This is a genomic window from Novosphingobium sp. HNCC26DJ243 (assembly GCF_057180545.1).
The window spans coordinates 705,335-718,635 of record NZ_JBXUGN010000001.1; the positions used below are offsets into that span (position 1 = coordinate 705,335).

11 protein-coding genes are annotated in these 13,301 nt (G+C 62.2%); 2 read left to right on the forward strand and 9 right to left on the reverse strand.

The annotated features are described in order from the left end of the window. Positions 1–207: 207 nt before the first annotated feature. The 7 genes from AC2A04_RS03350 to AC2A04_RS03380 form a co-directional block, all read right to left on the reverse strand. Positions 208–1,464, reverse strand: coding sequence for an alginate export family protein (locus AC2A04_RS03350; protein WP_484210898.1), 1,257 nt, complete (start codon positions 1,462–1,464; stop codon positions 208–210). Between the two features lie 51 nt (positions 1,465–1,515). Next, the gene (locus AC2A04_RS03355; protein WP_484210899.1) at positions 1,516–3,195 is read right to left on the reverse strand and encodes an ABC transporter ATP-binding protein; all 1,680 of its coding nucleotides are present in this window, start codon (positions 3,193–3,195) and stop codon (positions 1,516–1,518) included. Between the two features lie 16 nt (positions 3,196–3,211). After that, positions 3,212–4,219 (reverse strand): ABC transporter permease, encoded by a 1,008-nt coding sequence (locus AC2A04_RS03360; RefSeq protein ID WP_484210900.1) that lies wholly within the window; start codon positions 4,217–4,219, stop codon positions 3,212–3,214. Between the two features lie 16 nt (positions 4,220–4,235). After that, a complete protein-coding gene (locus AC2A04_RS03365; protein WP_484210901.1) occupies positions 4,236–5,642 on the reverse strand; it encodes a CmpA/NrtA family ABC transporter substrate-binding protein in 1,407 nt (468 codons plus the stop codon). A gap of 214 nt (positions 5,643–5,856) precedes the next feature. After that, positions 5,857–7,077, reverse strand: a complete 1,221-nt coding sequence (locus AC2A04_RS03370) for a CmpA/NrtA family ABC transporter substrate-binding protein (protein WP_484210902.1) — start codon at positions 7,075–7,077, stop codon at positions 5,857–5,859. Beyond that, positions 7,077–7,655 (reverse strand): ANTAR domain-containing response regulator, encoded by a 579-nt coding sequence (locus AC2A04_RS03375; RefSeq protein ID WP_484210903.1) that lies wholly within the window; start codon positions 7,653–7,655, stop codon positions 7,077–7,079. The genes AC2A04_RS03370 and AC2A04_RS03375 overlap by 1 nt, the downstream gene beginning before the upstream one ends. Before the next feature lie 68 nt (positions 7,656–7,723). Further along, the gene (locus tag AC2A04_RS03380) at positions 7,724–8,497 is read right to left on the reverse strand and encodes an enoyl-CoA hydratase/isomerase family protein (protein ID WP_484210904.1); all 774 of its coding nucleotides are present in this window, start codon (positions 8,495–8,497) and stop codon (positions 7,724–7,726) included. 95 nt (positions 8,498–8,592) lie between these two features. Between AC2A04_RS03380 and AC2A04_RS03385 the strand changes: the two genes are divergently transcribed. Beyond that, a complete protein-coding gene (locus AC2A04_RS03385) occupies positions 8,593–8,925 on the forward strand; it encodes a hypothetical protein (RefSeq protein WP_484210905.1) in 333 nt (110 codons plus the stop codon). On the opposite strand, the gene AC2A04_RS03390 is transcribed toward AC2A04_RS03385, so the two are convergent. Next, positions 8,874–9,656: a (S)-acetoin forming diacetyl reductase gene (locus tag AC2A04_RS03390; protein WP_484210906.1), complete on the reverse strand. Its 783-nt coding sequence runs from the start codon at positions 9,654–9,656 to the stop codon at positions 8,874–8,876. The genes AC2A04_RS03385 and AC2A04_RS03390 overlap by 52 nt on opposite strands. Positions 9,657–9,736: 80 nt before the next feature. Continuing rightward, a complete protein-coding gene (locus AC2A04_RS03395; protein WP_484210907.1) occupies positions 9,737–11,380 on the reverse strand; it encodes a flavin-containing monooxygenase in 1,644 nt (547 codons plus the stop codon). Between the two features lie 293 nt (positions 11,381–11,673). On the opposite strand from AC2A04_RS03395, the gene AC2A04_RS03400 reads away from it, so the two are divergent. Beyond that, positions 11,674–13,113, forward strand: coding sequence for an NAD-dependent succinate-semialdehyde dehydrogenase (locus AC2A04_RS03400; RefSeq protein ID WP_484210908.1), 1,440 nt, complete (start codon positions 11,674–11,676; stop codon positions 13,111–13,113). Positions 13,114–13,301 lie beyond the last annotated feature (188 nt).

Genomic DNA, 13,301 nt, shown 5'->3' on the forward strand with positions numbered 1-13,301 from the left:
CCTTCGCAGACGCGCAACACGAAAAAGCCGCCCGAAACGCATCCTGAAAAGGACGGTCTGGGCGGCGACATTGCCACGCGATGTTGAATTTCCGGCCTTGCGCTGGTTCGCCCGACCTTGGGCGGCGCTTCGGCCTTCGTTCACTTGGCTAACCGATTCGGGTGCTGCACTGCAAGTGATATTTTGCAGTGCAGCAACCCCAACCGATCAGAAAGCCACTTCGGACTGGAGCCAGAGCATCTCCTTGTCGACGCCGAACTTCTCCGCATCGTAATTGGCGTACTTCACGAGGAAGCCTACCTTGCTGACCTTGAACCCGACGCTGGCATCCCATTCGGTACCGTAGCGGGTGTTGCCGATGTCACTGCGGAACCGGTGGTAGGTCACGTTGGCATTGAGGCCTGGCAGCGCCTTCACCTTCGGAAAGACCTTGGCCAGCGTCACGTAGTAATCCTCGAGGCCAGCAGCGGGCGTGGTCAGGAACAGATCGGCCCAGCCGTTGAACTTGTGAAGCGTGGCAAGTGGCGTCTGGAATGCCTTGCCCGCAGCCTTGTCGGCGCCAAGTTGTTCGTAACCAGCGGTAAGCGTGTAACCCTTGGCTGCAAGGCCAAGTTCGCCCAGAATGTAATCGGCCTCGTAGTTCACAGGGTTCATGCCCATGTCGAGCTGACGGGCATAGCTTGCCAGAACATTGAATTTGACCGCCTTGGACAGCGGGAAGCTGCCTGAAGCTCGCGCGCCATAGGTCTGCGACGAGTTGGCGTAAGCGAAGGCTTCGTCATAGTCGATCAGGTAGGAAAAGGCCTTTGCAGTGACGGGTCCGAATTTGGCGCCCGCACCCAGGAACACGAAGTCGCCATCCATCGAGCGACGCGGGCCAGCTTCCGATCCAAAGATCGAATCCTGCTGGATCGCATAAGTGCCGTCGAGGCTGACCGGGCCGAGCGTGGCTTCTGCGCGTACCGCATCGAAGCTCTGTTCGTTCTGGCGCCAGCCGACCGAGCCGACGAAGCGCTGATCATCGAGATTTATGCGCTGGCGCCCCACGGTAAGCGCAAAGGCCTTGGTCTTGTACTGGACCTGGAGACGGTTGAGATCGATGCTCTCGCCATCGGGAACCACGGCAAAGCCGGGGCGGCGCTGCGAACTGCCCGGAAGGACGAATGGGAAGGCGTTGTATTCTTTGCTGATCCCAAACGTGCCTTCGGCTTCGACCAGGAACGACAGGTGCGAGGGCGCGTGCTTGACCTCGAAGCCTGCGCGAAGGCGTGCGGTGACTGCGTCGGCATCGACGGTTGGCTGATCGATGCCCTCATAGCGCAGGCGCGCCTCTATGATCGGGTCGAAAGTAAGCCCATCCCCCATCGGCACCGGATCGCCGAATGGCTTGTCCGCCGCCAACGCAGGGTGTGCGAGAGCAACCGGCGACGCGAGCAGCGCCGCCGCCAGAATGCGAGACTTCATGATTTCCCTCCTGATTGACCCCAATCGCCAATCAGGCATCCTCAATCTTGGTCAGGCCGCCTTCTCGTGCGGTCCGTGATCGTATTCGGCCAGGAAGCGCAGGACTTCCTGACGGTACGCATAGAAATCCGGGTGCTTGAGCAGCGCCTTGCGATCGCGCGGGCGCGGCAGGTCGACCTTGAGCACCTTGCCGATGGTGGCGTTCGGCCCGTTGGTCATCATCACCACGCGGTCGGCCAGCAGGATCGCCTCATCCACGTCATGCGTCACCATGATCGCGGTCACCTTGGTGCGGTTCCACACTTCGACCAGCACGTCCTGCAGGTCCCAGCGAGTAAGGCTGTCGAGCATTCCGAACGGCTCATCGAGCAACAGCAGGCGCGGTGACAGTGCAAAGGCGCGGGCAATGCCGACTCGCTGGCGCATGCCGTTCGACATCTCGGCAGCCATCTTGTCCTTGGCATCGGCAAGTCCGACACGCTCGAGATAATAGTCGACGATCTCGCGCCGCTCGGCCCGCGTGGCGTGGGGATATACCCGCTCCACACCCAGGGCGACGTTCTGGCGCGCGGTGAGCCAGGGCATCAGGCTTGGTGCCTGGAACACCACGGCCTTGTCCGGCCCGGCGACGTCGATCTCGCGATTGTCGAGAATGATGCCGCCCTTGCTGATCTCGTTCAGCCCGGCGGCCATCGTAAGCACTGTCGACTTGCCGCAGCCCGAGTGGCCGATCAGCGAGACGAATTCGCCCTTGTCCATCAGCAGGTTGAAGTCCTCGACCACGGTCAGCGGCCCCTTTGGCGTCGGATAAATCTTGTTGAGCTTCCAGAACTCCATGTAGCGCCGCGTCGCGCCCTTCCTCGCCGCATCCTGATAGGCCTTTGGCGGAGGCGCGAGATCGAGCGGGGTGACGTTGGGCAAAGTGCCCATGTCGCTGCCTTTGGCCGCCTTCTCGCCTGCGAGGCTGCCGAGATAAGTGACGATCTCGGTTCGCAGGGCCTGAAAGTCGACACTGTCGTTCACCGCTTCACGATCGCGTGGGCGCGGCAGGGTGACAGGGAAGATGCGACCGATGCGCGCGGCGGGTGCTGGCGTGAGCACGGCAACGCGGTCGGCCAGCAGCAAGGCTTCATCCACATCGTTGGTCACGAGGATGATCGTGCGTTTCTCTTCCTCGCGGATGCGCTCGATCTCGTCCTGCAGCTTGGCGCGGGTGAGCGCGTCGAGCGCCGAGAGCGGCTCGTCCAGCAGGAGGATTTCCGGCTCCATGGCAAGCGCGCGGGCAACCGAGACGCGCTGGCGCATGCCCCCGGAAAGCTGTGCTGGCTTGCGGTCCATCGCATGGCCCAGGCCGACAAGCTGCACCTTCTGCCGAACAAGCGCGGCGCGAGCCTCCTTGCTGCGGTCCTTGTGAACCGAGTCCACAGCGAGCGCGACATTCTGTTCGACGGTCAGCCAGGGAAACAGCGAGTACGACTGGAAGACCAGGCCACGATCCTTGTCAGGGCCGGTGATCGGCTTTCCCCGCAGGAGCATTTCACCGGCATCGGGTTCAACCAGACCGGCAATGGCCGAAATCAGCGTAGTCTTTCCGGCACCGGAAAACCCCAGGATTGCGATGAATTCGCCCTCCTCGACATCGAGATCGATGCCGCCGAGCACTTCGGAAACACCGCCGGACTTGCCGGTGTAGCTTTTGCGTACACCCTTGAGCGAAAGGATCGTGGCCATGGCGCTATTGCCTTTCTCAGACGGTGCGGTTGCGGCTGACGAAGGCCTGAAGCGCCATCATCACACGGTCGAGCGCAAATCCGATCAGGCCGATCACGACGACCGCGACCATGATGCGCGCCAGCGACTTTTCCGAGCCATTCTGGAATTCGTCCCACACGAACTTGCCGAGGCCGGGGTTCTGCGCGAGCATTTCCGCCGCGATCAACACCATCCAGCCAGTGCCGAGCGAGAGGCGCATGCCGGTGAAGATGTAAGGCAGCGACGATGGCAGGACGAGCCGCGTCAGGCGCGCAAACCAGCTGAGGCGCAGCACGCGACCCACCGCGATCAGGTCCTTGTCGATACTGGCAGTGCCGATGGCGGTGTTGATCAGCGTCGGCCAGAGCGAGCAGAGCATGACGACGACCGCCGAGATGATGAAGCTCTTGGCGAGCGTGGGATCGTCGCTGGTGACTGAGGCCGAGACGACCATCGTCACGATCGGCAGCCAGGCAAGCGGGCTGACCGGGCGCATCACCTGCACCAGCGGGTTGATCGCGGCGTTGACGCGCTTCGACATGCCAGCGACCAGACCGAGCGGGACCGCGAACAGCGTGGCAAGGACGAAGCCTGCGGCCACCGTTTCAAGGCTGGTGAAGATCTGGTCGATGAAAGTGGGCGGGCCGGTATAGGCGTAGCCCGAAGCTACCGCTTCCGAGGCTGCAACACGCGAGGCGGCGGCTTCATCAAGCAGACCGAGGAAGGCCGTCCAGACATCGCCCGGTCCCGGAAGCGCGCCCAACGAAGTCTGAACCAAGGGAGCCAGCAAGGCCCAAAGCGCAAGAAAGCCGCCGATCCCCGCCAGCGGCGGCCAGGCCGCATCGAACACCGCCCGCCCAGCCGGGAGCTTGAGCGCGAAAGGCAGCTTCGAAGCAGTCGTCACGGGCGTTTCCTCCGGGGTCGGGAGGAGAGACACGCTCTCCTCCTTGTCCTTGCCAACGAGTTCAAGGAATTCGTCCTTGCGAAGCGGTACGGCGTTCATATGCTGAGGTCCTGTCTTACTTGACGCCGGCCGGCGTGACCTTCTGCCCCGGCTTCAGGCCGATGGCGAAGCTTGCGGCATAGGCGGCGGGCTTTTGCGCATCGAAGGGCACGCCATCAATTGCCTTGCGGGTATAGACGCGGAAGCCGTCGGTCTTGGGGAACTGCTCGGCAGTGGCCTTCCCTTCGGCGACAAGCGACTGTGCGGCGGCATCATAGAGATCGGGGCGGTAGACCGACTTCACGGTATCGAGGTACCACTGGTCGCTCTTGTCCTCTGCGATCTGGCCCCAACGGCGCATCTGCGTGAGGAACCAGATGCCGTCCGAATAAAATGGGTAGCTGGCCTGCTGGTCGAAGAAGAGATTGAATTCGGGCGTATCGCGCGTGTCGCCCGAGCCGAAGGTGAACTTCCCTGTCATCGACGCCATCAGCACCTTTTCATCTGCGCCGACGTACTTCGAATTGGCGAGCAGCTTGACCGCTTCGGGACGGTTCTTGCCGCCTTCTGCATCGAGCCACATCGATGCGCGGATCAGAGCGCGGGTGAGCGCCTTGACCGTATTAGGGTTCTTCTTGGCGAATTCGGCGGTCAGGCCGAAGACCTTGTCGCCCGTGGTCCCGGCAATATCGGGATCGACGATGATCGGCACGCCGATCTTCTTTGCTACCGAGGCCTGGTTCCACGGCTCGCCCACCGAATAGCCGTTGATCGTGCCTGCTTCCATGGTGGCGGGCATCTGCGGCGGTGGGGTTACGGAGAGCTGGACGTCCGCTCCGGTGACGCCCGCAGTATCGGCAGGAAGGTAGAACCCGGGGTTCAGACCGCCAGCGGCGAGCCAGTAGCGTAGCACGTAGTTGTGCGTGGAGACGGGGAAGACCATGCCCATCTTGAAGGGCTTGCCCTCGGCCTTGAACTTGGCAACCACCGGCTTGAGCGCTGCGGCCGAGATCGGCATCTGCACCTTGCCGTCCGGCCCCTTGGGCAGGGTCGGCGCAATCATGTCCCAGACCTGATTGGAAACTGTCACGCCCTTGCCGTTGAGATCGAGCGAGAACGGCGTGACCAACGGAACCTTGGACCCGATCCCGGCGCCCGAGGCAAGAACCTGGCCCGCCAGCATGTGCGCGCCATCCAGTTGGCCACCAGTCACGCCATCGAGCAGGACCTTCCAGTTCGCCTGGGGTTCGAGCGTGACGGTCAGGCCCTCTTCGCGGAAGAAGCCCTTTTCCTGCGCGACGACGAGCGGAGCAATATCGGTCAGCTTGATGAAGCCGAGCTTGAGGACGGGCTTCTCGATGCCGTTGGCGGACGCTGCCGGCTTTTCCGGCGCATCGGCACTCTTGCCGCAGCTTGCGAGCGCCACACTAGCGAGCAGGACTGCCACCATGCCGCGCCGATTGATCCTGCGAAATCCGTCCATTCGAACCACCCCTTTGGCCGGCGTGGACAACACAAAAAAGCCGCCTCGACTTGGCCGTTGAAGGCCAGATCGGGCGGCGACGTTGCCACGCAATGAAACTGCTGCGCCGGTGATGCGTGGTCCCGTCCATCCTTGGGCGGCGCTTCATCGGCTGACCCAAGGCTATGTGATTCGCACCCTGTTCCGCAAGCGCTTTTTGCACCGCAGCAGAATTTTATGTCGAAGACTGTGCTTTCACGTACTCGGCCAGACGGGCTGGGTCAAACACGCTTCCATCAAAAAACGTGTTGTTTTCCAGCGTTATAAGACCCTGCTGCATGCTCACCGAGGTAGGGCCAGCAAGGCTTCCTTCGACCTTCGAGCTGGCGCCTGGAAGCGGATCGCCCGTTCCCAATAGTGCACTGCGGTAGACGTCGGGTCGGAATACGCGCGCAGCGCGGGCCGCTTCGTCGGCGTCGAACCCGTTGCCTTCCCAGCGAACCATCTGGCTGTAGAGCCATTCGGCCTGGCTGACCCACGGGAAATTGGCGGCCTCACGATGCTGGAACATGAAGTCTGGATAATGCAGAACCTCGCCACCGCGTGAGAGCAGCAAACGATCGGAGATGGCTCGTCGGATCAGGTCGGCATCACCATCCAGGTACTCGGATCGCGAAAGAATCGCCGCATTGGCTTGCAGATTGGCGGGATCAACAAAGTGTTCGCCCGCCTTGCGCAAGGCCCGTACCAAGGCTTCGACCTGCGTACGACGTTCCTCGATGAGCGGTTCGCGCAAGGCGAGAACCTTCTCCACGCCGCGCCGCCATATCTGTGCGGTGAGCAACACGATCCGCCCCGCCCCGCGCTCCACCGCGACGCTGTTCCACGGCTCACCCACGCAAATCCCGTCAACCTCGCCAGCGTCGAGTGCGTCGGCGCAGAACGGCGGCGGTACCGTTGTGATCTCCACGTCAATGTCGGGCCGAATGCCACAACCTGCGAGCCAGTAGCGCAGCATGTAGTTGTGGCTGGAGTAGCGGTGGACCACGCCGAAACGTAAAGGATGGCCCGCTGCCTTGCGTTCGGCGGCGACCTCGGCCAGCGCCGCGCCGACGGACCTGGGATCGCCCAAGGCGCCGGGAGGGCACACGCGATCCGCAAGATCGGTGCGCAACGTGATCGCGTTGCCATTGAGACCGAGGACGAACGGCACCGACAGCGGCACCGCCGGACGTCCACGGCCCAGTGTGGTGGCGATCGCGAGCGGGGCAACCATGTGCGCGGCGTCGGTGTGACCATAGAGCAGCCGGTCAAGCACCGTTGCCCAGCTCATGTCTTTCACAAGCCGCAGCGCGAGGCCTTCGGCCTCGGCAAAGCCGTGTTCGCGCGCAAGGATCGGCAGACAGGCATCGACCAGCGGCAGGAAACCGACGGCCAGTTCGCCGTGCTCGACCATCAGATCCCTCCCATCAACTGGTGCGCGGTGACGACCGCATCGGCAATGTCGACGATGCGCTTGCCCTGATTCATCGCGGTCTTGCGCAATTCGGTATAGGCCTGCGGCTCGCTGAAACCGCGGCTCTCCATGAGGATGCGCTTGGCCTTGTCGATCGTCTCACGCTCGGCCAGCTTGCCCTTGGCCTCGGCGAGATCGGCCTGGAGACGCGAAAAGGCGTTGAAGCGGCGAACGGCAAGATCGAGTATCGGGCGGATGCGGTGCGGCGCAAGGCCGTCGACCACGTAGGACGAGACGCCGGCATCGATCGAGGCCGCAATTGCTTCATCGTCGCTTTCATCGACGAACATGGCAATGGGCCGGTCGAGCACGCGGCTGACGGCGAAGTATTCCTCAAGCACGTCGCGTGAGGGGTTGCCGAGATCCATCAGGACAATGTCGGGCGATATCTCGCCAATTCGCGCCACAAGGCCGCGCCGCTCGGTCACCACGAAGATTTCGCAGTCGGCCAGCGCGGCGAGACCTTCCTGGATCACCGCCGCGCGTGACGCACTTTCATCGACGATAGCAATCCGCATCTCTCGCTTGTGCAATGCAGCACGCCAAGATGCAACGGGGATATAAGACAAGGTTCGCAACGAGGGCGCTAGCGCCCGAGAAAATGGGCCTCGCGCCGTTCGAATACCGAAGCGACGCCTTCTGCGTAGTCGGCTGTCTGCTTGAGAATCGATTGCTCGTGGTGTTCGTGCGCAAGAGTCGGGGAAAGGCCTGCGAGAAGATCGGCAACGAGCGTCTGGCGCACCGCTATCAGCGCAAGCGGAGCGTTTGCAGCGATCTCACGGGCCATTTCAAGCGCCGCGTCGTCCAACGAACCATCAGGAGCTATCCGGTCCACCAGGCCGATGCGCAAGGCTTCGTCGGGCTTCGTGCGGGCCGCGGAAAGCATCAGCCAGGCGGCGTTCTGCGCACCCACAAGGCGCGGCAGGGTTTGCGTGAGCGCGAATCCGGGATGGAAACCGAGCCTTACAAAGTTGGCCGAAAGCCGCGCCGAAGATGCTGCAACGCGAAAATCTGCCGTGAGCGCGAGGCCGAGCCCTGCACCTATTGCACCGCCCTGCACTGCTGCGACCAGGGGCTTGCGTCGCCGGAAGATGCGCGTGGCCTGTTCGTAGAGCCGCGCGATCGAGTCCATGCCACCTTCGGCAGCGATCGCCTCGTCTCCCGCCAGATCGGCACCGGCGCAGAAATTGCGTCCTTCCGACGAGAGCAGAAGACAGCGGACTTCCGGATCGGCGTCGAGCGTGTCGATAGCATCGGCGATGGCGCGCAGGAGTTCGGGACAGGCGTAATTGAAGGGCGGCTTGTTGAAACGGATGTGACCGATGGCGCCATCGACCTGCGTCGTCACCTGCAATGTCATGTCCTTTCTTTCCCGATCGCTTGAGAACAGGGTTAGGCCCGAGAAAGGCACAATGGCAATCGCGACTATGATTGCGGTGAGCTATGGATGGTCAAGTGGCGACGTTCGGCAAGCAGCCGCCATGCGGCGATGTCAGAGATCATGGTCACCGCTTACGAGAAACGCTGGACGTTATCTGCGCAGGGCGTGCCCTCTTCAAGTTGCGCAATGAGACGGTGAAGACCTGGCGCTATGCGGCGGGAACGTGCCGCAATTTCTTCAAGATCAATGACGGCGCGATTGCCATAGCTGTCGGTGGCAATGGCGGGCGGGCCAGCAGTAACCAGGCTGGGGATCGCGCCGGTGCCACTTGCACCAGCGCGATCCGCAAGACGCCTCAGTTGAAGACCATGCCGCCGTCGATCAGGACCGACTGGCCGGTCATGTAGTCGGAATCAGGTCCGGCAAGGAACGATACGCAAGCTGCAACCTCGCTTGGCTGCGAAAGGCGCTGCAACGTGATGTTGCGAGTGAACTGCTGCATGCCCCATTCGACGGATTCACCGGCATTGTCGCCGACATCCTTTGCGACCTTCTGCATCATCGGCGTGTTGACGATGCCAGGGCAATACGCGTTCACGGTGATGCCATATTGCGCAAGATCGCGGGCGGCAGTCTGCGTCATTCCGCGCACGGCGAACTTCGTGCCCGAATAGACCATGAGGCCAGGATTGCCGACCTGGCCGGCCTGGGAGCAAGCGCTGATGATCTTGCCGCCGTGGCCCAGATTTCGGAACGCCTGTGCGGCTGCCTGGATGCCCCAGAGAACGCCGCCGACGTTGATGTCGTAGGTGCGGCGATAAAGTTCGTAGGTTACGTCCTCGATCGGCGTGATCGGCGCAACGCCCGCGTTGTTGATCACGACATCTAGTCCGCCGAGCTTGGCGATCGTCTCGTCGATGGCGGCAAAGACTGAATCGCGGTCCGCCACGTCAACCTTGATCGCCACGGCCTTGCCGCCTGCGCTCTCGATAGACTGGGCGACCTTGAGGGCCTCTTCGGTCTTGAGGTCGGCGCAGGCGACGGCGAAGCCGTCCTGCGCCAGCCGCACGGCGATCGCCTCGCCAATGCCCTGCGCGGCGCCGGTAATGAATGCGACCTTTCCTGTAACCCTGCTCATGTTCGAAATCCTTTCCCAACGGTTCTTTGATCTGCTTGTCAGGCGGCGGCACTGGTCCGGGTGGTTCTTGCCGCCGGAATTCAGGCGGGCCGAGCCGCGCCGGCGCGTTCGAGTGCGAACCCGCGATAGCCTCCATCGACGACCTCGCGGAGCAATTGGCGATAAGAGGCAAGCCCGCCCATATAGAAATAGATCGCGTTCTTCTTGCCGGGGATGTTGGACCCGAAGATCCAGGATTCCGCCTTGGGAAACAGGGTGTGCTGAGAGATTTCGTCGCACAGTTTCACCCAGTCCGCCTCGGCCGCTGGCTCCGGCTCGATCGTCGCGATGCCGTTGGCCTCCATGTAGGCGATCGTCTCGGCAATCCAGTCAACTTCGGTTTCGATTGAGGGCGGCAGGTTGGTGAACGGTCCGTTCGGTCCGAGCACCATGAACATGTTGGGAAAGTTGGCGGTGGCGATCGCCATGTAGCTGGTCGGCCCCGCTTCCCAGTGATCCTGTATGAGCATGCCATCGCGTCCGCGCAGTTCCAGCCGCTTGTAATTGCCGTCCACCGCGTCGAACCCGGTTGCAAAGACAAGCATGTCGAGCTCATGTTCCACGCCGTCCGAGGTGAGGATACCGCGGGGCGTGATGCGGGTGATCGGGGTTTCGTCCTTGCCGATGTGGACCAGTGTGACGTTTTCGCGATTGTAGACCGCGTAATAGCCGCTGTCGCAGAGGGGGCGCTTGGCGTAGAGGTCCCGCGGCTTGAGCTTGCGCGCCGTTTCGGGATCGTTCACGATTTCGTCTATCTTTGCGCGGATGTAGTCTTGCGCCGCGCGATTGGCCGCTTCGTCCGTGGCAATGTCGCTGAAAGTCTCGAACATGAAGCGGAAGCCGCCGCCCTTGGCCCAGGCCTTGTCGAAAATCGCCTTGCGCTCCTCCTCGCTGACGCTGAACACCGGCGTCTCGCTGGCGTCAAAGCCGAACGCGAGACCCGAACCGCGAACCTGATCCCAGGTCTGATCGAAGTTGTCACGAATTTCGGCAAGGCGCTCCGGCGTGATCGGCACATTGCCGATAGGTACCGAATACTGCGGCGATCGCTGGAACACCGTGAGATGCGCTGCGCGTGGTGCTACTGCGGTGATGAACTGCACCCCGGTGGAGCCGGTACCAATCACGCCGACGCGCTTGCCTTCGACAGTGGCATCCGCCGGCCAGCGCGAGGTGTGATGCATCTCGCCGGCGAACGTCTCGATGCCGGGAATATCGGGAATGTTCGTTGCGGCAAGGAGACCGAGGGCGGGAATGTAGTACTTCGCCGAGTAGGCATCGCCGCAATCGGTGGTGATCGTCCAGCGCTTGTTCGCATCATCGAAAACCGCCGAGACAATGCCGGTCCCGAACCGGATGTCCTTCTTCAGATCATGCCGCTCGGCCACGGCTTCGAGATATTCGAGCACGTCTGGCTGCTGGACATAGGTCGATTTGAAGGGCCACTGCCGGTAGAGTTCCTTGTCCCACGAATAGCAATAGACATGGGATTCGGAGTCGGACAAGGCGCCGGGATAGCGGTTCCAGTACCACGTCCCGCCGACCCCGCCGGCCTTGTCGAACGCGAGGACGTTCAGGCCCAGATCGTCGCGCAGTTTCTTGAGTGCGTAGAGCCCGCCAAAGCCTGCGCCGACGACAACGGCATCGAGTTCGATCAGCGATCCCGAGCCAGCTTCTGCGGCCATTGCATCCTCCATCCGTGATTTATAATTTTGAATTTGTATCAGATTTCATCGTCATGCGAGCACGGCTTTGCGGATCTGAAACCCATTCATTGGTGTCCGAAGGTATGTTGGTTGCTGGCAGAGTCAACAATGCGCAAGTCATTTCACAATGCGGAAAACCCCACCCTTGCGCGAAACGGCGGAGTTGCTGGGGTTCGTCGCGAGCCAGTGGACGGCTGCATTCTACTCTGACAAATGTGGCTCATCATGCCTGCCCGTCGCGGTTCGGGCGTCCTTTCGCGGAGTTAAGTGCAATGCAGTACCCTGACACCCAGTTGTTCATCCACGGCCAATGGCGCGATGCTGCGGATGGCCGGACCCTGCCGGTCGAAAATCCGGCAACGGGAGAGCAAATCGGACGGGTGGCGCATGCTAACCGCTCAGACCTCGACGCAGCCCTGGCATCGGCTGACAAGGGCTTTGCGGTGTGGCGCGACTTCACGCCAGCCCAGCGCAGCGTGATCATGCGCAAGGCCGCAGGCCTGCTGCGCGAGCGCGCCGACGACATCGCGATGCTGCTGACGCTCGAACAGGGTAAACCTCTGGTCGAAGCCCGCGGCGAGACAATGGCGGCCGCCGACATTCTCGAATGGTTCGCCGAGGAAGGCTTCCGGGTCTACGGTCGTATCGTGCCTCACCGGTCGAACCTGGCGGTCAGGCAGATGGTGGTGAAGGACCCGGTCGGTCCGGTCGCAGCGTTCACGCCCTGGAACTTCCCGATCAACCAGATCGTGCGCAAGATCGGGGCCGGCCTTGCCGCCGGATGTTCGATCATCGTCAAGCCGCCCGAGGAAACGCCTGCAAGTCCCGCCGCGTTCATGCGCGTGTTCCAGGATGCCGGGCTTCCCGAAGGTGTGCTGAACATGGTCTTCGGCACGCCATCGGAGATTTCCGAATACCTCATCGCAAGCCCGATCATCCGCAAGATCACTTTCACGGGATCGACCCCGGTCGGCAAGCTTCTGGCAGGCCTTGCGGGACAGCACATGAAGCGGGTTTCGATGGAGCTGGGCGGACAGGCCCCGGTGATCGTCTGCGCGGATGCCGATGTCGAGCTGGCCGCGCGCACGATCGGGCCGGCAAAGTTTCGCAATGCCGGGCAGGTCTGCGTATCGCCCACGCGCTTCCTCGTTCACTCGAGCGTGAAGGCCCGGTTCGAGGCTGCGCTTACGGAGCTGGCGCAGAACCTGAAAGTCGGTGACGGTACGCTGGCCGATACGCAGATGGGTCCGCTCGCCAACACGCGCCGGATCACCGCCATGCAGGAGCTTTGCGACGATGCGCTTGCGCGGGGGGCGCGTCTGTTGACGGGCGGCTCGCGTATCGAAGGCGCAGGCAACTTCTGGTCGCCCACGGTAATGACCGACGTACCCGCCGACGCGCGCCTGTTCAACGACGAGCCGTTCGGCCCCGTCGCCGGCATCCGTGCTTTCGATGACCTCGATGAAGCGATTACCGAGGCAAACCGTCTGTCGTTCGGTCTTGCAGGTTACGCATTCACGTCTTCGCTGGCCAATGCCGACAAGCTGGGGCGGCGCGTCGAAGTGGGCATGATGTGGATCAATACCCCCGCTGCCGGCTCTGCCGAGCTGCCGTTCGGGGGGATCAAGGATTCCGGCTACGGCTCTGAAGGAGGCCACGAGGCACTTGAGGCCTATCTCAACACACGGGCCGTAGTCGTCGCGAACGTGTAAGGCCGCAGTGGTCAAAACCGCTGCCATTGCTGAAATGCTTTGCCAAACCCCTCCGAATTTTTTATGTGATTAAAAAATTCGGAGGGGAGATTCGGGATGATGAAAGCGCTCGCAGCGTGCAGGACGGCACCTGCCTTGCCCCATGATCGTCTGCGCCTCCCGTTCTGCCTTGTTCGGAAGAAGGTTTC

Coding starts and splice junctions, on each gene's coding strand:
- AC2A04_RS03390 (WP_484210906.1), bottom strand. CDS start 9,656: ATGAGCAGGGTTACAGGAAAGGTCGCATTCATTACCGGCGCCGCGCAG.
- AC2A04_RS03380 (WP_484210904.1), bottom strand. CDS start 8,497: ATGACATTGCAGGTGACGACGCAGGTCGATGGCGCCATCGGTCACATC.
- AC2A04_RS03395 (WP_484210907.1), bottom strand. CDS start 11,380: ATGGCCGCAGAAGCTGGCTCGGGATCGCTGATCGAACTCGATGCCGTT.
- AC2A04_RS03375 (WP_484210903.1), bottom strand. CDS start 7,655: ATGCGGATTGCTATCGTCGATGAAAGTGCGTCACGCGCGGCGGTGATC.
- AC2A04_RS03355 (WP_484210899.1), bottom strand. CDS start 3,195: ATGGCCACGATCCTTTCGCTCAAGGGTGTACGCAAAAGCTACACCGGC.
- AC2A04_RS03350 (WP_484210898.1), bottom strand. CDS start 1,464: ATGAAGTCTCGCATTCTGGCGGCGGCGCTGCTCGCGTCGCCGGTTGCT.
- AC2A04_RS03400 (WP_484210908.1), top strand. CDS start 11,674: ATGCAGTACCCTGACACCCAGTTGTTCATCCACGGCCAATGGCGCGAT.
- AC2A04_RS03370 (WP_484210902.1), bottom strand. CDS start 7,077: ATGGTCGAGCACGGCGAACTGGCCGTCGGTTTCCTGCCGCTGGTCGAT.
- AC2A04_RS03365 (WP_484210901.1), bottom strand. CDS start 5,642: ATGGACGGATTTCGCAGGATCAATCGGCGCGGCATGGTGGCAGTCCTG.
- AC2A04_RS03360 (WP_484210900.1), bottom strand. CDS start 4,219: ATGAACGCCGTACCGCTTCGCAAGGACGAATTCCTTGAACTCGTTGGC.